The 20309-nt window shown below is 72.7% G+C and carries 18 protein-coding genes and 1 pseudogene; 10 read left to right on the top strand and 9 right to left on the bottom strand.

What is annotated here, in order from left to right:
• Positions 1 to 37: 37 nt before the first annotated feature.
• The 8 genes from AQJ46_RS19775 to AQJ46_RS19740 form a co-directional block, all read right to left on the bottom strand.
• Positions 38 to 868, bottom strand: coding sequence for a hypothetical protein (locus AQJ46_RS19775; protein WP_059206823.1), 831 nt, complete (start codon positions 866 to 868; stop codon positions 38 to 40).
• Positions 869 to 1187: 319 nt separating this feature from the next.
• Positions 1188 to 1613, bottom strand: coding sequence for an NUDIX hydrolase (locus AQJ46_RS19770; RefSeq protein WP_059206822.1), 426 nt, complete (start codon positions 1611 to 1613; stop codon positions 1188 to 1190).
• Between the two features lie 17 nt (positions 1614 to 1630).
• Positions 1631 to 2698 carry a CHAD domain-containing protein gene (locus AQJ46_RS19765; RefSeq protein ID WP_059206821.1) on the bottom strand — a complete coding sequence of 356 codons (1068 nt, stop codon included), beginning with the start codon at positions 2696 to 2698 and terminating at the stop codon, positions 1631 to 1633.
• Complete coding sequence (locus AQJ46_RS19760) at positions 2679 to 4913, bottom strand: RNA degradosome polyphosphate kinase (RefSeq protein WP_059206820.1); 2235 nt, start codon at positions 4911 to 4913, stop codon at positions 2679 to 2681. The genes AQJ46_RS19765 and AQJ46_RS19760 overlap by 20 nt, the downstream gene beginning before the upstream one ends.
• A gap of 276 nt (positions 4914 to 5189) precedes the next feature.
• Entirely contained in the window at positions 5190 to 6017 is an 828-nt protein-coding gene (locus AQJ46_RS19755) for a hypothetical protein (RefSeq protein WP_059206819.1), read from the bottom strand.
• Positions 6014 to 6946 carry a hypothetical protein gene (locus tag AQJ46_RS19750; protein WP_059206818.1) on the bottom strand — a complete coding sequence of 311 codons (933 nt, stop codon included), beginning with the start codon at positions 6944 to 6946 and terminating at the stop codon, positions 6014 to 6016. Before AQJ46_RS19750 ends, AQJ46_RS19755 begins: the two co-directional genes overlap by 4 nt.
• Complete coding sequence (locus AQJ46_RS19745; RefSeq protein ID WP_059206817.1) at positions 6943 to 7857, bottom strand: ABC transporter ATP-binding protein; 915 nt, start codon at positions 7855 to 7857, stop codon at positions 6943 to 6945. The genes AQJ46_RS19750 and AQJ46_RS19745 overlap by 4 nt, the downstream gene beginning before the upstream one ends.
• Complete coding sequence (locus AQJ46_RS19740; RefSeq protein WP_059206816.1) at positions 7854 to 8240, bottom strand: GntR family transcriptional regulator; 387 nt, start codon at positions 8238 to 8240, stop codon at positions 7854 to 7856. Before AQJ46_RS19740 ends, AQJ46_RS19745 begins: the two co-directional genes overlap by 4 nt.
• 111 nt (positions 8241 to 8351) lie before the next feature.
• On the opposite strand from AQJ46_RS19740, the gene AQJ46_RS19735 reads away from it, so the two are divergent.
• The 10 genes and pseudogenes from AQJ46_RS19735 (at position 8352) to AQJ46_RS19690 (ending at position 19345) form a co-directional block, all read left to right on the top strand.
• A complete protein-coding gene (locus AQJ46_RS19735; protein ID WP_057608779.1) occupies positions 8352 to 8894 on the top strand; it encodes an RNA polymerase sigma factor in 543 nt (180 codons plus the stop codon).
• A gap of 553 nt (positions 8895 to 9447) precedes the next feature.
• Complete coding sequence (locus tag AQJ46_RS19730; RefSeq protein ID WP_059206815.1) at positions 9448 to 10275, top strand: cupin domain-containing protein; 828 nt, start codon at positions 9448 to 9450, stop codon at positions 10273 to 10275.
• Positions 10272 to 11141 (top strand): ABC transporter ATP-binding protein, encoded by an 870-nt coding sequence (locus AQJ46_RS19725; protein WP_059206814.1) that lies wholly within the window; start codon positions 10272 to 10274, stop codon positions 11139 to 11141. Before AQJ46_RS19730 ends, AQJ46_RS19725 begins: the two co-directional genes overlap by 4 nt.
• Positions 11138 to 12682: a hypothetical protein gene (locus tag AQJ46_RS19720; RefSeq protein ID WP_059206813.1), complete on the top strand. Its 1545-nt coding sequence runs from the start codon at positions 11138 to 11140 to the stop codon at positions 12680 to 12682. Before AQJ46_RS19725 ends, AQJ46_RS19720 begins: the two co-directional genes overlap by 4 nt.
• Positions 12669 to 13342, top strand: a pseudogene (locus AQJ46_RS19715) (ABC transporter). The gene AQJ46_RS19720 and the pseudogene AQJ46_RS19715 overlap by 14 nt, the downstream one beginning before the upstream one ends.
• A 286-nt stretch (positions 13343 to 13628) precedes the next feature.
• Entirely contained in the window at positions 13629 to 14060 is a 432-nt protein-coding gene (locus AQJ46_RS19710) for a hypothetical protein (protein WP_059206812.1), read from the top strand.
• Entirely contained in the window at positions 14057 to 14665 is a 609-nt protein-coding gene (locus AQJ46_RS19705; protein WP_059206811.1) for a hypothetical protein, read from the top strand. Before AQJ46_RS19710 ends, AQJ46_RS19705 begins: the two co-directional genes overlap by 4 nt.
• A complete protein-coding gene (locus AQJ46_RS19700; protein ID WP_059206810.1) occupies positions 14665 to 16434 on the top strand; it encodes a putative T7SS-secreted protein in 1770 nt (589 codons plus the stop codon). Before AQJ46_RS19705 ends, AQJ46_RS19700 begins: the two co-directional genes overlap by 1 nt.
• Positions 16431 to 16847, top strand: a complete 417-nt coding sequence (locus AQJ46_RS55475; protein ID WP_059206809.1) for a hypothetical protein — start codon at positions 16431 to 16433, stop codon at positions 16845 to 16847. The genes AQJ46_RS19700 and AQJ46_RS55475 overlap by 4 nt, the downstream gene beginning before the upstream one ends.
• Positions 16844 to 19345: a type VII secretion system-associated protein gene (locus AQJ46_RS19690; protein ID WP_059206808.1), complete on the top strand. Its 2502-nt coding sequence runs from the start codon at positions 16844 to 16846 to the stop codon at positions 19343 to 19345. The genes AQJ46_RS55475 and AQJ46_RS19690 overlap by 4 nt, the downstream gene beginning before the upstream one ends.
• 32 nt (positions 19346 to 19377) lie before the next feature.
• Here the strand turns inward: AQJ46_RS19690 and mshD are convergent, their stop codons facing one another.
• Complete coding sequence (gene mshD / locus AQJ46_RS19685; protein ID WP_059206807.1) at positions 19378 to 20304, bottom strand: mycothiol synthase; 927 nt, start codon at positions 20302 to 20304, stop codon at positions 19378 to 19380.
• Positions 20305 to 20309 lie beyond the last annotated feature (5 nt).

Genomic DNA, 20309 nt, shown 5'->3' with positions numbered 1-20309 from the left:
CACGGACGGGCTAGTTCTTGACGCCCGTCATGACCGCTCACCCCTCGGCGATCTCGCCGGCGTAGATGTCACGGGCGGCCGGCAGACGTACGTCCGTGGCGATCCCGAAGTCGTACAGCAGGGTCGTCGAGGCTACGGCGACGGTGGCCTGCTGCTGTCCGTTGACGAAGCTGAAGCGGTGGCGGATCTTGCGGATGCGGCCCTGGTCGTCGAGGTAGACGTCGAAGGGCACCGCGGCCGTGGCGAACCCTTTCGCCGCCGCTGCCAGGACACCCTTGTTGGCGCCGGAGGCGTGCTTCGCCGCGGCGGCGAGGTCCGCCGTACCCCGGTAGTGCCGCACCTCGGTGCCCGCGAGCTCGGTCGTGCCGACGTACGTCGCCGTCCTGGTCCCGCGCAGCACCTCGGCGGCGGCGAGCGGATCGGTGGCCCCGCCGGTGACGAGGTTGCCGTCGGAGAGGGTCGCGGTGTCGACGCGCACCCACTTGTCGGCGGGCACACCCGCGCCCCGGTTCTTCATGAACAAGGCGCCGGGGGCGAGGAGTTCGGTGATCGGCCGGTGCTCGCTGGTGCCGGCCGGGTCCTGCGGCAGCATCACCTTCAGCCGGCCGAGCCGCTCGCGGAAGTCGTACACGCCCTCGCCGCGGATGGTGACCCGGGTGCCGCCGGTGGCCATCTCCATCGATGTGCGGGCCTTCGAACTGCCCGCGTCCTCAAGGGCGTCGGCGGCCCGGCGCAGGGCCGCGACCGGGTCGGCCGCGCGCGCGTCGTCGAGCGTGGCGCCGCTGCCCGAGCAGCCGGTGGCGCAGGCCATGAGCACCGCCGCGACGACGACCGACCCGCCGGCCTGCCTCTGCTGCCGCTCCGTCATCGCCGCCTACCCCCAGCCGATACGTCCGTCAAGGACCCCCTGTCGTTTCGCCTAACGACGGGCAGGAGGAGGTCGTCACGCGCATACCGGGCCTTTACCCGCGGTGGGTAACGTTGTCGGCGTGGCGCAGCAGGACAGGATCCCCCCACCTCCCTCCGACCGACCGGCCCACCACACGCAGATGGTCGAACAAGGCCGCTTCTGCCTGGCCCGGTGCACCTGCGGCTGGCGTGGACCGGCGCGCAGAGCCCGCAGCCAGGCGCGGGCGGACGCGGAGGGGCACGCACCGGCCTGAGATCCGCCCCCGCCGCCCAGGGTCCTACGTGTGTTCGGGTACCCGCACCAGGAGTTCGTCGACGAGTGTCCTGTCCCGGGGCTGGGTCAGCCGGTTCCTCGCGGCCGTCGGGGAGAGCCAGAGGATGCGGTCGACCTCGTCGTTCGGGGTGAAGGCGCCGGTGGTGGCCTCGGCCGCCCAGTAACGGACCTGCTTGGGGCGGCCGTTGGCGTAGTACTTCGCGGCGGAGAGCGGGGCGCCGGGCGCGGCCCGGTACCCGGTCTCCTCCTCCACCTCGCGCAGCGCGCCGGTGAGGGCGTCCTCGCCGCGCTTCAGCTTGCCCTTGGGGTGCGACCAGTCGTCGTACTTCGGCCTGTGGACCAGACAGACCTCCAGCTCGCCGTCGATCGGGGAGCGGCGCCACAACACGCAGCCGGCCGCCTGGACGGGGGTTTGCGGGGTGTCGGTCACGGGAGTCGCTGCCTCCTTCAGGTGCTGACGGCCTGTTTCTGCCAGCACTGCTGGAACGCGAACCGGGCCGCCTCCACCTCGTGGCGCTGGTCGGCGTGCAGAACGCCGAGGGCGTAGGCGGTGGCCGGGGCGATGCGGGGGGTGCGGGCCGCCGCCGCTGCCGCGGCCGCGGCCTCGGAGGCGTCCCGGTGGCGGTCCAGGGCCTCACCTGCCGTCAGGAGCCGCAGTGCCACCGGGGGGTTGGTGCCGCAGAGGACCTCCCTCGCGTATCTGTGCAGGCGAAGGAGGAGGCGGACCTGGTGCCAGGGGGCGTCCTGGGGGTGGGGGGACGGGTCCGGGGAGAGGCCGTGGATGAGGGCCTCGGCGTTGTAGGGATGGCCCGCGGTGACCAGGGGGAGGGCGGTCACCGCGTCGTCGAGGCGTTCCTGGGCCGCGGTGGCCATGGGGTGGAGGTCGGTGGTGACGGCCGTTTTCGCCAAGGGGACTTCGCTCGCCAGTACGGCGATGTTGTCGGCGACCGCGTGGAAGCGGGAGGAGCCGAGGGCCTGGAGGGCGGTGCTGTGGGCCCGGGTGCGGGCGAGGGTGAGCTGGCGGTCGAGGAGGGCGCCCGCTTTCGCGGCGCCCACGGTCAGATTGCCGCGGTCCGGGGCGGACGCCGGGTGGGCGGGGGAGCCGGCGGTGCCCACCGCCGCACTCGCCGGCTGCGTCGGGAACACCGCCCCCGACAGTCGGTGCAGAGCCAGCAACAGGCGTTCCAGACGGGACTCGTACGCGTGCTCCATGCCCAAGGTCCCTGACAGCCAGGCCAGTTCGGGGCGGAGGGACTCCGACCAGTCGGGGTCCAGGAGCGGGCGGAAGGTGTGCAGGCTGGCGCTGATGCGGCGGACCGAGCGGCGCAGGGCCCGGGCCGCGTCGACGGGGTCCTCCGCGCCCGCCGCCGGGGCACCGCCGGACTCCCGGTGCTGGCGCAGGGCGCGGAGGAACTCCGTGGCCTGGGACCGCAGGTAACCCGCGAGGGCGTCCCCGGTGATCCTCCCGGCGTGCCCGGCCAGGGGATCCGTCGGTTCAAGGTGTTGCTGTGCCACGCCGGCGCCTCCGGGCGTCTATGAGCATCTCCTGGACGTTGCGCAGGGGCTGGCCGTCCGCGTCCGTGGCGTGCCGGGTCCACTCGCCGTCCGGGCCGAGATGCCAGGACGCGGTGGTGTCCGACATGCCGGTCTCCAGCAGCCGGTTGAGGGCCGCCCGGTGGGCCGGGTCGGTGACCCGGACCAGGGCCTCTATCCGGCGGTCGAGGTTGCGGTGCATCATGTCGGCGCTGCCGATCCACATCTCGGGCTCGCCGCCGTTGCCGAAGCCGAAGACCCGGGAGTGTTCGAGGAACCGGCCGAGGATCGAGCGGACCCGGATGTTCTCGGACATGCCGGCGACGCCGGGGCGGATCGCGCAGATGCCGCGCACCCAGACGTCGACCGGGACACCCGCCTGGGACGCCCGGTAGAGCGAGTCGATGAGCGCCTCGTCCACCATGGAGTTGACCTTGATGCGGATGAAGGCGGGACGCCCTGCGCGGTGGTGCTGGACTTCCTTGTTCACGCGGGAAATGAGGCCGTCGCGAAGGGACTTGGGCGCCACCAGGAGGCGGCGGTAGGTCTCGCGACGGGAGTAGCCGGACAGCCGGTTGAAGAGGTCGGAGAGGTCGGCGCCCACCTGCGGGTCGGCGGTGAGCAGGCCCAGGTCCTCGTAGAGCCGCGCGGTCTTCGGGTGGTAGTTGCCGGTGCCGACGTGGCTGTACCGCCGGAGCGTGTCGCCCTCCTGACGGACCACCAGGGACAGCTTGCAGTGGGTCTTCAGGCCGACCAGGCCGTAGACGACATGGCAGCCCGCCTCCTCCAGTTTGCGCGCCCACTTGATGTTGGCGTGCTCGTCGAAGCGGGCCTTGATCTCGACCAGGACGAGGACCTGCTTGCCGGCCTCGGCGGCGTCGATGAGGGCGTCGACGATCGGGGAGTCGCCCGAGGTCCGGTACAGGGTCTGCTTGATGGCGAGGACGTCGTCGTCCTCGGCCGCCTGCTGGAGGAAGGCCTGCACCGACGTCGAGAACGAGTCGTACGGGTGGTGCAGCAGGACGTCGCGGGCGCGCAGGGACGCGAAGATGTCGGGCGCGGACGCCGACTCGACCTCCGCCAGGTCGCGGTGGACGCCGGCGACGAACTTGCGGTACTTCAGCTCGGGGCGGTCGAGGCCCGCGATGCGGAAGAGGCCGGTGAGGTCGAGGGGGCCGGGGAGCGGGTAGACCTCCGCCTCGGAGATCTTCAGCTCGCGCACCAGCAGGTCGAGGACCTCGCGGTCGATGGACTCCTCGACCTCCAGGCGCACCGGCGGGCCGAAGCGGCGCCGCATGAGCTCCTTCTCCAGGGCCTTGAGGAGGTTCTCGGCGTCGTCCTCCTCGACCTCCAGGTCCTCGTTGCGGGTGACCCGGAAGGTGTGGTGCTCCAGCACCTCCATGCCCGGGAACAGCTCCTCCAGGTGGGCCGCGATGACGTCCTCGATGGGGACGTAGCGGCCGGGGGAGGACTCCAGGAAGCGGGACAGCAGCGGCGGGACCTTGACCCGGGCGAAGTGGCGCTTGCCGTTGACCGGGTTGCGCACGATCACGGCCAGGTTCAGCGACAGGCCGGAGATGTACGGGAAGGGGTGCGCCGGGTCGACCGCGAGGGGGGTCAGGACCGGGAAGATCTGGTGCCGGAACAGGGTGAAGAGGCGGGCCTGCTCCTTCTCCTGGAGTTCGCTCCAGCGGACCAGGTGGATGCCCTCCTCCGCGAGTGCGGGGGCGACGTCCTCGTGGTAGCAGGCGGCGTGCCGGGCCATGAGCTCGCGGGAGCGGGCCCAGATCATCTCCAGGACCTCGCGCGGCTGGAGGCCGGAGGCGGAGCGGGTGGCGACGCCGGTGGCGATACGGCGCTTCAGTCCGGCCACCCGGACCATGAAGAACTCGTCGAGGTTGCTGGCGAAGATCGCGAGGAAGTTCGCGCGCTCCAGCATGGGGGTGTTCGGGTCCTCGGCGAGTTCCAGCACCCGTTCGTTGAACGCGAGCCAGCTGCGCTCCCGGTCGAGGAAACGACCCTGCGGGAGCTGGGCGGCCCCGTCGACCGGGACCTCCTCGTACGCGTCGAGATCGGCGTCGAGGTCTGGCTCCAGATCGGAGACGGTGGCCGACACGGTGTGCGGGCGGTGCGCGGCTATGGAGCCCACGGAGGGCTGCACGTGCTGGACCTCTGCCTGGGTGTTCGACTGGCTCATGACCCCATTCTTCCGCGCCGGACGCGAAACGGGCGCGTCGGAGGCGGCGAGCGGCAGCACGACGGCGTCCGGGGCGTCCCACTTCCCCGCGGATCCCTCGGGCGGCGGCGAAGGTTCTGGCACGGCGGGCTTCATTCGGTGAGGGTTGCAAGCCCGTCTGAACCAATGGTTACGGCGACATGGCGTTCGGGATATCGGAGGACGGCTCCCGAGCGTCCGCACACCTGCGCCGCACGTCCTTCCCGCGGCCGGGGGACGTGCGGCGCAGGGGCGCTTTCAGGCGGTACGGCGGCGCAGTACCCAGAAGGCGGCGGTGGTCGCGAGCGCGGTGACGGTGAGGACGATGCCGGTCTCGACGAGGTGCAGGGGCCAGAAGTGGGACGGGGGGTGGTAGCCGCCGCTCCGGGTCTGCCACAGGCCGGCGGATGCCTTGCCGTTGCCCGCCGTCGGCCAGAAGTCCTCGCGGTACCGCTCGAGACACTGGTTGAGCACGATCATCACGGTGACCGCGACCGCGAGGGCGGGCAGGGAGCGGCGTAGCAGCAGCGCGGCGAGCGTGCCGACCGCCAGTGCGCACAGGCCGTACGCCACCACGGCCGGGCCGCGTGCGGCGAACACGTCGGGGAAGGACCAGTCGTCGCCCATCAGGTCCCGGTGCGCCGACCAGGCCCAGCGGTAGACGGGGACGAACACGGCGCCGGAGAGGACGATCAGCCCGGCGGGCACGGCGAGCTTGACGGCCAGCCAGCGGGTGGGCGTGCAGGACTGCGTCCATGCCAGTCGCGCGGTGCCCGACTCCAGTTCACGGCCGATCAGCGCGCCGCCCGCCCAGGCGGCCACGGCCCAGAAGCTGTAGTACATGAACGTACTGATCCAGCCCATGGGCTCGGTGTAGTCGCGCCAGGCCCCGATGCCGCACAGGCCCGGGCCGTCGTCGCGGCAGGCGGCCAGGGTCGCGTGGACCGAGTCGGCGGTGACCTCGGTCAGCCAGACCAGGTAGCCGACGCAGGCGAGGACGAAGACGCCCCACACCACCAGGGCCGTGCGGTGCAGCCGCAGCACGGTCCGGGTGAGCCCCTGCCGGGGGAGGGCCGGCGCGCTCATCCGGTCGCTGCCCGCCTGCGCAGGAGGCCGAACGCGAGGGCGACGGCCACGGCGGTGAGGGCGAGCAGGACGCCGGTCTCCAGGAGCTGGCGGGGCCAGTAGTCGGAGGACGGCAGGTACTCGCGGGTGAAGCGGACGACGTCGTGCTGTGCGAGGCAGGCCTTGTCGTCGTAGCAGCCCGGGTCGCGGATCTCGGTGCCGGCGGAGGTGAACGCCCGGCTGCGCGAGCTGAGCTCGGGCTGCTGGTAGCGGCCCTGGAAGGGCCAGTGGTTGCCGCGGAAGGCGTAGACCAGGAAGTACGCGAACCCGCTGAAGGCGAGGGCAGGCAGGGTGCGGCGGGCGGTGAGGCCGATCAGGGCGCCGAGGGCGAGACCGAGCAGTGGTGCGGCGACGGTGGCCGGGCCGAGGGAGAAGTACAGGGAGCGGGGGCCGATGCCGGCGATGAGCAGGTCGCTGTGGGCGGCCCACAGCTGGTGGTACAGCACGGTCAGCAGGGTGGTGCCGAGGACGATGAAGGCCGCGGGCACGGCGAGCTTGGCGGTGAGCCAGCGTGCCGGGGAGACCGACTGGGTCCAGGCGAGCTGTGCGGTGCCGCTCTCCAGTTCGCGGGCGATCAGCGGGCCGCCGGCGAACAGGGCGACGGCGAAGGAGGCCAGGGTGATCAGGGTGTCGGGGTAGTAGAACAGGCTGCTGTACTCGTCCGCCGAGCCGTTGGCCATGATGAGCCCGGAGTAGCCGTAGCTCTCGAGCGCGCGCTGCGCGGTGTCGGCGCCGGGGCCGAGGAGCCAGAGCAGGAAGCCCGCGGTGGCGGTCACGAAGGCGAGCCAGATCCACAGGGCGCCGCGGTGCAGGCGCAGGACGGTGTGGATCAGACCGCGTGGTGTGCGCGCCGAAGTGGGGGTCGCTTCGAGGACGGCGGCGGCGCTCATGCGGTCACCGCCTCGGGTGCCGTGGTGCCCGGGGTGAGCAGGGCCGGGGCCTCGGGGGCGCGGAGATGGGCCAGCAACAGTTCCTCCAGCGAGGGCTCCTCGGTCGCCCAGCCCTCGCCGACCGGGCCGTCGCGGCGGATCAGGGCGGTCAGACCGCGGCCGGCGGTACGGGACTCGATCACCGTGTGTGCGGCCAGGTCGGCGGGTGTGCCGCGGCCCGTGACCAGGGTGTGGGCGGCGAGCAGGTCGTCGATGCCGCCGCCGAGCCGGACCCGGCCGCCGCCCAGGAGCAGCAGGTGGTCGCAGGCGTCGGCGAGCTCGGCGACGATGTGCGAGGACATCAGCACGGTGGTGCCGCGCTCGGCGGCGTCCGCCATCAGGGTGCCCATCAGCTCGTGCCGGGCGAGCGGGTCGAGGTCGGCCATCGGCTCGTCGAGGAGCATCAGGTCGGGCCGTTTGCCGAGGGCGAGGGCGAGCGCGACCCGGGTGCGCTGGCCGCCGGAGAGCCCGCGGATCCGGGACTTCGGGTCCAGGTCGCCCTGTTCGACGATCCGGGCGGCGCGGGCGGCGTCCCAGCGGGCCGGGTTGAGCTCGGCGCCCATGCGCAGGGTCTCGGCGATGGTCAGCTGGGGGTAGAGCGGCTTGTTCTGGGCGAGGTAGGCGACCCGGTCGCGGGCCTCGCCGGGCGCCCCGCCGAGGACGGTGAGCGTGCCGGCGGTGGGGTGCAGCAGACCGGCGGCTATCGCGAGGAGGGTGGACTTTCCGGCGCCGTTGGGGCCGACCAGCGCGCTGATGCGGCCCGTGGGCAGCCGGAAGGAGCAGCCGTCGAGGGCGGCGGCCCGCCTGCCGTACCGCTTGCCCAGGCCGGACGCCTCCATGGCGACGGCCGGGGTGGAGCTGGTGGAACTCACTGGTCCCCCTTCGGGAAGTGCTCATCGAGTACGGCGGTGAAGAACGCGTCGACGTCCTCGCGGCCGAGGCCCGCGGACCGGGCGCGCTTCGCCCAGTCGTCGAGCTCGGCGCGCAGGGGCGTGTCGGCCGTGTGGGCGCCGAGCGTCCTGCGGACGAAGGTGCCGAGGCCTCGGCGGGCCTCGACCAGGCCCTCGCGCTCGAGTTCGCGGTACGCCTTGAGCACGGTGTTCGGATTGATGGCGGTGGCCTCCACGACCTCGCGGGCGGTGGGGAGCTTGTCGCCGGGTTCGAGGAGGCCCAGTCGTAGGGCCTGCTTGGTCTGCTGGACGATCTGCACGTAGGTGGCGACGCCGGAGCGCCGGTCGATGCGGTACTCGACCACGCGGACAACCACCCTTTCACTAATTGAGTAGTGAAAGGGTGGTGGAAGGTGGTCGTGAAAGTCAAGCGTGATGGTGTGAACCGGTCGGCGGGGGTCGTCCGATGAAGGGGCGTGAGGGAAACGAAAAGCGACGGGGATCTGCTGCGGGCCATCGCGGCGGACGGGGACCGGCGTGCCTTCGAGGAGCTGTACCGGCGGTACGCGCCCTGGCTGCTCGCGCGGCTGCGGGGGCGGTGCGCGGACGCGGCCCTGGTCGACGACGTCGTGCAGGAGACGTTCCTCGCGGTGTGGCGGGGGACCGCGCGCTATCGCGAGGAAGGCGATGTGGCCGGGTGGCTGTGGCGGATCGGCTCGCGCCGGCTGATCGACGCGCTGCGCGGTGACGGGGCGCGGGGGCGGCTCAGGCAGGCCCTGTCCCGCCTGCGGCACCGGGACGAGGCGTCCGCGGAGGAGCGCGTGCTCGCGGGGGTGGAGCACGGGGACCTCGCGGGTGCCCTCGTCCGGCTGTCACCGGAGCTGCGGGCGGTCCTCCAGGCCACGGTCATCGACGGCCTGACCACCCGCGAGGCCGCCGTCCTGCTGGGCATCCCACCCGGCACGGTCAAGACCCGCGCGATGCGGGCCCGCAAGCAGCTGAGGGAGGCGCTGACGTGAAGACGGACGAACGAACGGGGGCCGCTGCGCGGGCCGCTGCGCGGGGCCTGGGGCGGCGGACGGTGCCTGGGGTCGGAGTGCGGGTTCTGGGGCGGTGGATGGTGGCTGGAGTCGGAGTGCGGTGTCCGGGATGGCGGACTGTGACCGGGTCCGGAGTGCAAGGTCCGGGACCGCGGACGGTGACCTGGGCCGGCGCCGGGGTGCCGGTTCTGGGACGGCGGGCGGTTGCTGGGGCTGGAGCGCGGGTTTCGGGACGGCAGACGAAGACGGGGGCCGGAGCGTGGGTTCCGGGACGGCAGACGAAGACGGGGGCCGGAGCGTGGGTTCCGGGACGGCAGGCAATGACGGGGGCCGGGGTGCCGGTTCTGGGACGGCGGGCGGTTGCTGGGTCCGGAGCGAGGGGTCCGGTACGGCAACCGATGACGAGGGCCGGAGCGAGGGGTCCGGTACGGCAACCGATGACGAGGGCCGGAGCGAGGGGCCCGGGACCGCAGACGATGACCGGGGCCGGAGCGCAGGGCCCCGTGTCGGGACGAGTGAAGGAGGTGGCGGCATGAGTTGGCATGTGGCCGAAGGTGATCTGCGGGCTTATGCCCAGGGCGAGTTGGCCGCCCCCCTGCTCTGGTCCGCCGACACCCACCTGGCGGCATGCGCCGAGTGCCGGGGGTTGCTCGCCGACGTCACCGACCCGGTGGCGCTGGACGCCGGGTGGGAGCGGCTGGACGCCGAGTTGGACGCGCCCCGGCCGGGATGGTTCGAGTCGTTGCTGACCCGGGCCGGGATCGCCGACCACACCGCGCGGCTGCTCGCGGCCACGCCGGTGCTCAGGCGCTCCTGGCTGTCGGCCGTCGTGTTCCTGCTGCTGACCACCGTCGGCGCGGTACGCACGACCGAGTCGCCGACCCTGTTCCTCGCCCTCGCCCCGCTGCTGCCGCTGGCCGGCGTGGCCCTGTCCTACGGCCCGGCGCTCGACCCGACCTACGAGATGACGGTCGTCGCACCCACCCACGGCTTCCGGCTGCTGATGATCCGCACGCTCGCCGTACTGGTCGCGGGCCTCGGCCTCAACGGGCTCGCCACCCTCGCCCTGCCCGGCTACGGCCTGCGTGCCCTCACCTGGCTGCTGCCCGCCCTCGCCCTCACCGCGACCGGCCTCGCGCTCACCCCGCGGCTCGGCCCGGTACTCGCACCGTCCCTGGTGGGCGGCGCCTGGGTCGCCGTACTCCTCGCCGCGCAGGCCGCGCAGCAGACGGCCGCCGACCCGCTCGCACCCTTCACCGCCGCCGGGCAGGGCGTGGCCGGGACCGTCGCCGCGCTCGCCGCCGGGCTGCTCTTCCTCCTCCGTGACCGCTTCGACCTCTTCAACGGGAGCGCCGAATGACCACCGCCGTCTCCGCCTCCGGGCTCCATCTCCGCTACGGCGGCACCCGCGCGCTCGACGACGTGTCACTGCGGCTGACGCCGGGCGTGACCGGGCTGCTCGGGCCCAACGGGGCCGGAAAGACAACCCTGTTGAGGGTGCTCGCCACCGCCGTGCCCGCCGACCGGGGCTCCTTCACCGTCCTCGGCCACGACCCCGGCACCTCGCGCGGCCGTCAGGAGGTGCGCCGCTCGCTCGGCTATCTGCCGCAGACGCCGGGGTTCCACCCGGACTTCAGCGCCTTCGAGTTCGTCGACTACGTGGCCATCCTCAAGGAACTCACCGACCGCACCACACGCCACCGCGAGGTGCGACGCGTACTGGAGGAGGTCGACCTCGGGGACGTACGCGCGAAGCGCATCAAGAAGCTGTCCGGCGGGATGCGGCAGCGGGTCGCACTGGCCGCCGCCCTCGTCGGCGACCCCGGCTTCCTCGTCCTCGACGAGCCGACCGTCGGCCTCGACCCCGAACAGCGCATGCGGTTCCGGGAGTTGATCGCCCAGGCCGGAGAGGGCCGGACCGTGCTCCTGTCCACCCATCAGACCGAGGACGTGGCGATGCTCTGCCACCGCGTCCTCGTCATGGCCCGCGGCCGCATCCTCTTCGAGGGCACCCCCGCCGACCTGACCGCCCGCGCCGCCGGCCGGGTGTGGAGCAGCACGGAACGCGCTCCGGACGCGAAGGCGGGCTGGCGCACCGGCACCGGCTCCTTCCGCAACGTAGGCGATCCGCCCACCGGCGCCGACCTCCTCGAACCCACCCTGGAGGACGGCTACCTGCTCACCCTGGACGACGCGGGCACGGACGCGGAGGTGGCGGCCGCATGAGCCTGGCGACCGAGACGGCGGCCGAGTCCGCCGCCGTGCACGAGGACGCCCCGCGGCGCTCCTGGGCGGCCGTGTTCGCCCTCGCCCGCTTCGAATCACGCGACCTGCTGCGGTACATCCCGGTGGTGGCGACGCTCCTGCTGTACGTCGGCTACACCGCCTGGACGCTGTTCGACGAGAAGGAGGGCATGGACGCCTTCCCGGCCCTCCAGGACGCCGACCGCGCCACCCAGACCGGGCCCCTGCTGCTCGGGATCGCCCTGTTCGTGTGCGTCAACCGGTGCACGCTGCGCTCCCGCAGGCGCGGCACCGACCGGCAGTTCGACGTGCTGGTCATGGAACCGTGGCGGCGGACGGTCGCGCATGTGCTGTCGGTGGTGCCCTTCGCCGCCGTCACCGCGCTGGTCGTGCTCGGCGAGTTCACCCGGCAGGCCCTGCGGCCGGGCGCGGTGGGCCACGGCTCACTCGCCGAACTGGCCGTCGGCCCCCTGTACGTGCTGCTGTGCGGCGCGCTCGGAGTGCTGCTCGCCCGGCTGGTCCCCTCCACGTTCGCGGCGCCGGTCGGCGTGGTCGGACTCTTCGTCTTCAGCGTGTTCATCTCCGCGGGCACCGGCGGCGCGGAGTGGTCGCGATGGCTGTCCCCGATCGTGGGCGAGAACAGCGGCAACACGGTCCTCCCCTCGGACCTCGTCGGCCGTCCCGCCGCCTGGCACGCCCTGTATCTGACCGGACTGGTCCTGCTCCTGGCCCTCGGCGCGGTCCTGGCGAGCGGCGGGCGCACGGTGTATCTGAAGGCCGGTGCGGCGGGCGCGCTCGCGCTGACGCTGGCCGGTGCGGTGGGCCAGTCCGGGGGCGTGTCGGCGGAGTTGGCCGCCGCCCGCGAACAGGCCACGGTGTCCCCGCAGCGGGACCAGACGTGCGTGAAGCGCGGCGACACGACGTACTGCGCCTTCCCCGAGTGGACCGGCCGCGCGGGCACCTGGGCGGGGGTCGTGGACCGCGTCCAGTCGCTGGCCGGCGGTACGGCCGCCCGGCAGCCCCTTGTCGTACGGCAGCGGGTCGAGGCCCGTTACGGACTGACCGGCGACGGGGCGATCGATCCGCTCACCGCGCCGGGCCAGGTGACCGTCGGCACGCGCTGGGGCGGCAACCGGGTCCCCGAGTTCGCGGTCGCCGTCGCGTCCGTGCTGGTCGCCGGTGACGAGTCGAAGGGCGGCGAGGTGTGCGACGGGCGGGTGGTCACGACGATGTGGCTGGCGCTGGGCGGAGCCTCCCACCCGATGACCGACCTCGCGAACGTCCGCCTCGACGACAGTGTCACCGGGTCGGCGTACGTCCTCGCCCCGACCAGCGGGCTGTCCATGACGGCCGGACAGACCGATGTCCTGCGGGAGTTGCTGGAACGCCCGCGCGGTGAGGTGACGGCTTCCGTGAAGCAGCACTGGACCGAGCTGACCGCGTCCGGGGTCTCGACGGCCCAGGTGGCGCGGGTGCTGGGGGCCGAGGTGCCGAAGGGGGCGAAGGACTGTGCGGAGGAGTGACGCGGGTGTCGGGCCGGGGAGAGGTGTGAGCTCGGCGCTGGTGGTGGCCGTGGCGCGAACCGTGCCGTGGCGGGCGGTCGGTGCCGGGGCGGTCGTGGGGCTGTTGGTGGCCGGTCTGCCGCGGCTGCTGTCCGGGTCGCTCGACGCGTGGCTCGGTCTCGCCCTCCTCCGGGCGGCCGCGCTCGTCTTCGCCCTGGGGCTGACCTTCCTCCTGGACGATCCGTCCCGGGAGCTCACCACCCCCGTCCCACCCGGCGTTGGGTCCGGACGGGGCTGCGGATCGCGCTGGTGGTGCCGGTCGCCGCGCTGTGGTGGACGGCCGCACTGGGCCTCCTGCCGGCACATGCCCGCCCCCCGGTCGGCGCGGTGACCCTGGAGGCCGCGGCAACCGCCGCCCTCGCCCTGGCCGCGGCGGCGGTCGCCATCCGCTTCACCGACGAGCCCCGCCCCGGCCCATCGGTGGCGGCGGGCCTGCTGACCCTCGCCCTCCTCGCCCCCCACCTGCTCCCGTCCCGCTGGGACCTGTTCGTCCTGGTGGGGGACCCCGGCTGGGATGCGGCGCATGTGCGGTGGGCCGTGGTGTCGGTGGGGGCGGTCCTGCTGGGTGCGGCCTGTGCGGTGGAGCCGTTGCGCGGGCTCAGGTCACGGCTTGCGTCTTGACCGTACGGCGTCGGCGTACCGTCCCACCGATCCGCTGGGACTTGTTCGTCCTGGTCGGGGGACCCCGGCGTCCGGTTCAAGTGTCGCCGACTGCAAGGCGGGTGAGGTCCCCCTTCACTGGTGCCGCAGTTGCCGGGCTAGGCTTTTCCTGCTCATGCCGTGGGGCTGCTGTCATGCCGAGGCCTGGTATGCGCTGAAGTCGTGACAGGTCGAGGCGAACGGGGTGCGCAGCCGGATGGGCGGAGGCGGGAAGCCGTCGTCAGGGACGGCGGAACTTCGGGCGCAGATGGGTGCGTTCCTGCGCGGTGAAGGGGATTCGCGGGCCCTGGTCGAGGCCGTGCGGGGCGCGGAGCTTCTGCTTCCCCTGCTCGGTGAGGGTGCCGTGTGGACTGCGGATTCGGATGACATCCGCTGGCTGTTCGCGTTCACCGGCACCCGCGAGATGCACACCTTCCTGCAGCAGAAGTGGGAGGCCGCCGAACCCGGCGAGCTGCCCGCCGAACTGGCCCGGTACGCACGCTACGTCGCCGTGAACGGTGAGGAACTGCTGCACGAGCTGCTTCCCGCCTGGGTGGGGCGGGACCGGGTCCCGATGGGGGTCGTGGTGGATGTGTCCTCCGAATCGCGCGCCTTCCTGCCACCGGTGTCCGGGATCGTGCCGGACAGGATCGCGCTCGACAAGCAGCCTGTCACCGATGGGGAGGTTGTCGCGAGGTGAGCGGTGGTGGTTACGGGGTCGACCCGCAGATCCTGAAGCAGGTGTCCCAAGGCATCAACGACGCGCTGGACGAGCTGAAGAAGATCACCGACGCGACCGGTGCGACCACGGGTCAGGGCTTCTCCGATCTGTCCGTGTCCCCGAACGCGATGGGCCACTCCGCCGCCTCCCAGAGGCTGGACGACTTCGCCGAGCGCTGGGGCTGGGAGGTCCAGGCGCTCCTGGACGAGGGCAACGAGGTGGCCGGGACGCTGGATCTGAACGCCGGCTACTACCACGAGGCGGAGGAGTACGGCATGGGCGTCCTCAAGGACGTTGCGCTGTCCGCGACCGCCGACCCGACGCTGACCTCGCAGGACGCGGAGAAGATGTCCTGGAGCCAGGTGGGGGACAAGGCCGGGGACACCTACCGCCCCGACTACTCCATGGCCAGTTTCGACGACGCTTCCGAGGAAAGCCGGAAGAACCTCTCCGCCACCTGGACCGACGTCACCCGGACCGGCTATGCCGGAAGCGAGATCGGGGTGGTGAAGGCCGCCGGTTCCATGGCCTTCGGCGGTGACGACGACGGGCAGGACTCCGGCGTCGCGGCGAAGGGGAAGTGATGGGCTTCCTCGACGACCTGGACGGCGCCACCCAGGGCCTGCGCGACACCTTCGCCGACGGGGTGCAGACCGTCACCCACGGCACGTCGGAGCTGCTCGACGCGGCCGGCGCACACGGCTGGGCGGACAAGGCCGACGGAGCCGGCTCCTGGGTGGCCGACCAACTGGGTGCCCGCACCCGCGAGCTGGAGCTGGACGAGACCGACGACCCGGCCCTGCTGGTGCACGGGGACGCGAGCGCAATCCGTGAGTCGGCGGCGCAGTTGAGGAAGCTGGGCGCGGCCTTCGAACGGACCGGCCTGGCGCTGCGGAAGATGGACCCCGCGGACTGGCACGGACAGGCCGCCGACCGCTTTCGCGAGAAGGTGCAGACCCATCCCAGGCGCTGGCTGAAGGCCGCCGACTCGTTCCAGGACGCGGCCGCCGCGATGGACCAGTACGCCCACGCCGTCGAGTGGGCGCGCAAGCAGGCCCGTGAGGCGGTCGAGCAGTGGAAGCAGGCCCGGCAGCGGACCGAGGCCGCCTCGGAGCAGTACCGGCGCGAGGTCGACGACTACACCCGGCGGGCCCTCGCGTTCCAGGTGGCGGACCTGTCCGGCACCGAGGTCGGGCAGCGACCTCCGCAGGAGCCGGGCCCGTTCCAGGACCCCGGGGCCGAGGGACGCAAGTCGGCGGAGCACCTGCTCAAGACGGCCCGCGGCGAGCGCGACAGTTCGGGCGCCCAGCTGGCCGAGAAGCTCGCCCGCGGCACCGACCAGGCCCCCGCCGAGCCTGAGGGCCTGGACCGCCTCAAGCGCGAACTCGGTAACACGCTGAAGAACCAGCTGGTCGGGGCCGAGCACCAGCTGGGCGGCGTCCTCAAGACCGGCACCTCGATGCTGCGCCTGGCCCGCACGGTCAACCCCCTGGACCCCTACAACCTGACCCACCCGGCCGACTACACCACCAACCTCACCGGCGTCGCCCGCGGCCTGGTGCACACCGCCAACCATCCCACCGAGCTGGTCAAGGGCCTTGTCGGCGAGGGCTGGAGCACCGACCGCAACCAGGCCATGGGCGCCTTCGCGACCAACTTCATCGGCGGCGGAGGCGCCGCGGGCAAGATCGGCGCCAGGTCGGTCGCCCACAGCGTGGAGGGCGCGGTCGCCAAGGACACGGCCAAGACCGTCGGCCAGAGCCTCGCCGAGGACGCCGCCGGAGCCGTCAAGCACGTCGACGACGCCTCCGAGGCGGCCGGGAAGCTGGACCCGGACGATCCGCGCAGCCTTCCCGCGGCCGTCGACAAGAACATCGACATCGACGGCATGAGGCACCAGCCGGTGTGGCGCGAGAGCCACGAGCCGCTGTACCGCAACGACAACCGTCACCCCGGGGAGATCTTCGAGCAGGGCTTCCACCCATGGGACTCGTCCAACAACGACCTGTTCGGCTATGTGGAGGGCAACCACAAGTCGGCCTTCGTGGGCACCACCAGGGACGCGGACGCGAACTGGGTGAAGGGCTACCGGTACGAGATCGACGCCCCCGGCGGGATCGACGTCAACCAGACCCTGCCGAACAACAAGTACGCCGAGGTCGATGAAGAGGTCGCCTTCCCCGGCGGCATCGACCGCAAGCACATCAAGGGAGCCTGGGAGCTCTCTCGTGACGGGACCAAGGGAGAGTGGATACCGAACCCCCACTACGAGCCGCACGTCCCCCGAACTCCCGCCGCTCCCAGCCCTGAACCACCGCCCGCCGGCCAACTGCCCCAAGGATGGACCCGATGAGTCGCAGTCTCCTTCCCGACCGCTTCGAGATCCTCGCCTTCAACGGTGACCGGCAAGCCGACGCCGTCCTGCGCTGGGAGGGCGACGACCGCGACCACGACTACACCGTGACCGTCGAGGGCCCCTGGGGGCAGGTCTCCGGCAGAGCGGGTGACTGCTTCGAGGCGCTCTTCCGCGTCCGCGAGCAGCTCGAACCCCAGGGATGGCTCCTGGGCGTCAACGGCTCCCGACGCGACACCTGGGCTTCCGGGATGTGCCGTGGCATGGGCGGTTTCCAGGTGTACCACCTCACCCCGTTCACGCCTCTCACCAACGCCGATCGCATCCTGACCTTCGATCCCGCCCCCCGCGAGACGCTGGCCACCATCGCCGAGCAGATCGCCTTCGAGAAGGAGTGGAGCCCGTCCCCGTGACCGCCCCGACCGGCTCCGCGCCCGCCGTCCCTCCGGTCACCCCGGCCCTGCGTGCCCAGGCCGCCCGGCAGCGCGGCGGCTACGTGTACGCGATCGACCCGTACTTCGACCCCGCCGGCGCGGTTCCCCCGTACGGCATCGTCGGCGGCTGGTCCGTCGACCACTCCGGGCAGCTCGTCTCCTTCACGCACAACCCGAAGTACCGCCCGTCTCCGGTCGCGCTGGAGTTCCCCGCTCCGCTCACCGCCCTGGACGCCGCCGTGCAGCGAGCGGTCACCGGATACGGCAGCGAGGCGGAACTGCTCGCGGCCTTCCGCGACGCCACGCTCATCCTGTTCGCCCAGGAGGGGCAGGACGGGCTCTACACGGTGGCCGACGACGACGGCAGCCGCTACATCCCGGCCTTCACCCACCCCGACCACACCCCCGACGCCTGGCACCAGTGGCGGCAGGCCACCGGCCACTTCCTCGCGGCCGCCGGCCTCCCCGTCAGACTCAACCCCGGACACCACATCAGCCTGACCATCCCGGCCGAGGCCGGGAACGGAGCCGGTGCGGAGAACACGGGCCCCAGCTCGTCGTCTCCCACACCGTCGTCTTCCACTTCGTCCCCCGGTCTCCCCGAGGCCTTCGTGGGCGCGCCGCTGCTCGCCGCCGGTCTGCTCGCGGCACTCGGCCGCCGACGCCGTACGGCCCTGTGGGAGTCCGCGATGAGCGCCGAGGGCCACCGCACCCCGGAGCCTCCCCAGCCGACGGGTGCTGCCGCCGACACCCAGGATGCGCTGCTCGTCGCCGCCGCCCCGCAGGCCGTACGCGATCTCGACCGTGCCCTGCGGGGACTGACGGCCGCTCTGACCGCGGAATCCCGCAGCCTGCCGACCGTCCACGCCGCCTGGCTCACCGACAGCGAGCTCAACCTCCAGCTCGCTCAGCCGGCGAAGCAGCCCCCGGCGCCGTGGCAGCCCGGCCGGAACGACACGTTCTGGCGAATCCACCTGGCCGACGTCCCGGCACACGAAACGGACACCGGCGCAGCCGCCCCCTACCCCGGCCTGGTCAGCCTCGGCACCCGCGGCCGTGCGCGGCTGCTGCTGAACCTCGAAGCCCTGCCCGGACTCGTCTCGCTGACCGGCGCGCAGGCGGACCGGACGGCAGTCCTCGCATCGGTCGCCGCGGAACTCGCCACCAGCGGCTGGGCGGACCGGATGACCCTCACCCTCGTGGGCCACGGCGCGGAACTCGCCGAGCCGGCCCCCACCCGGGTCCGACAGGTCGACGACATCGACGAACTGCTGGAAGACATGGCGGCCGAGACCGGCCGACGACGCGATGCCCTCGCCATGGTGGGCCACGACTCGGTGCTCACCGGGCGTACCGGCCTGTCCCGGGACACCTCATGGGCACCCCACCTGGTTCTGCTCGCCGCCCGGCCGAGTAAGGACCAGGCAGCGAAACTCGCCGAACTCGCCGCGGACTCCGGCCGACTGGGCATCGGCTACCTGGCCGCCACCGGGGACAAGGGCCTGCCGGGCACCTCCTGGGAACTCGAAGCCACCTCCGACGGACGCCTCCTCGCCCCACCGCTCGGTCTGGACCTCCAGGCACAGCTCCTGCCGCAGGACCAGTACGAGGCCGTGATCCGGCTCTTCGCCGACGCCGACCGCTCCCCGGACCCAGGCCCCCCGCCGTTCCGGGTCGACCTCACCCCCAGCGGACAACCCGCGGTGTACGCACGGCTGGTCGGCACCTACGAGGTCATCGGCCTCGACACACCCGACGCCGAGCACGGCCCGCTGCTCCACGAAGCCCTGGCCATGCTCCTGCTCCACCGCGAGGGAGTGCACCCGCGGGTGCTGGCCTCCGGCCTGTGGCCCCGTGGCGTGACCGATGACGTCCGTGACGTCTTCCTCGCACGCCTGCGCACCTGGCTGGGAACCGATCCCGACGGAAGCCCGCGGCTCGGTATCGGCACCACCGGGCGGCTGACCCTCGCGCCCTCCGTCGTCTGCGACCTCGACGTGCTGCGCACGCTCCACCACGAGGCCACCGCGGGCAGCGGATCGGGCAACCCCCGGATACGGCAGCGCCTGCTCGACGACGCCCTGGCACTGGCCCGCGGCCCCCTGCTGGCCGACCGTCCGAAGGGCCGCTACACCTGGCTCTCCCACGAGGTCGTGGAGACTCAGCTGCTCCTGCTGGTGGCAGACGTGGCACTGGCCCTGTCCGGTCACCACCTGGAGGCCGGCAACCCCGCACCGGCGCTCGACGCCCTCGACACGGCCTTGACGCACGCACCGGCAGACGAGCGACTCTGGAACGAACTCCTACGCGCCGCGCACGCCACGGGGGACACGGCCCGGCTCGAATCGACGGCAGCAGCGCTCGTCGCCCGCCATCACGAGCTCAGTGGCGGCGCTCGCGGCCTCCCTCCCCGCACCGAGGCGCTGCTCGACAAGCTCCTGCCGGCCTGGCGTGAGGCCCAAGGTGCTGCCGGCTGACTCCCCGTGCAATCAGCCGCAGGTCCGACTCGTCACGTCTCCGTGCGGTACATCAGGTCGGTCTCGTACGTCGTGAAGCCGAGCCGTTCGTAGACCGACACCGCCGCCTTGTTGTCGGCGTCGACGTACAGCATCGCCGTCGGCAGGCCCTGGGCGGCGAGGTGGCGCAGGCCGATCGTGGTGAGGGCCTTGCCGAGGCCGCCGCCCTGGGTGCCGGGGCGGACGCCAAGGACGTAGACCTCGCCGAGCTGTTCGGCCGCGTGCACCTTGGTCCAGTGGAAGCCGACCAGTTCGCCGTCGCGGAAGGCCAGGAAGAAGCCCTCGGGGTCGAACCAGGGCTGGGCCTTGCGGTCGTCGAGGTCGCGCTGGGTGAGGGAGCCCTGTTCGGGGTGGTGGGCGAAGGCGGCCGCGTTCACCGCGAGCCAGGCGGCGTCGTCCTCGCCGGGGACGAAGGCACGGACCGTCACGTCCGTCGGGAGCACCGGGTCGGGCAGCTCCAGGCCGGTCAGGGGGCGTCGCATCTGCCGTAGTTCACGGAACAGGGTCAGGCCGAGGACCTGGGCGAGATGGCGGGCGGCGCTGTGGCCGCCGTGCGCCCACACCCGCAGCCGCTTGCCGGAGGCGGCGAGCAGGGCCGAGCCCAGGGCGCGGCCGTGGCCGTGGCCGCGGTGGGCCGGGTGGACGACCAGCTCCGCGGCCGGGGCCTCCACCGGATCGGTGTCCTCCAGCTGGGCGTAGCCGACCAGTTCGTCACCGACGTGCAGCAGCAGATGGGACACGCCCTCGCGGGCACCGCCCCGCAGCTGCAACCTGCCCTGTTCGGACACCGCTTGCTGGCCGTCGTCGTGCGCGGCCTCGGCGAGGAGTCCGAGGACCGCCTCGGTCTGTTCCGGCGAGAGCGCCGAAAGGGTCTCGATGGAGCGGGAGATGCCGGGGCGTCCGATGTCGTCGCTGGTCATGGCTA

The organism is Streptomyces canus, assembly GCF_001514145.1.
In the GTDB taxonomy this organism is placed as follows: Bacteria; Actinomycetota; Actinomycetes; order Streptomycetales; family Streptomycetaceae; genus Streptomyces; species Streptomyces canus.
This window is presented reverse-complemented; position numbering and strand designations above follow the sequence as displayed.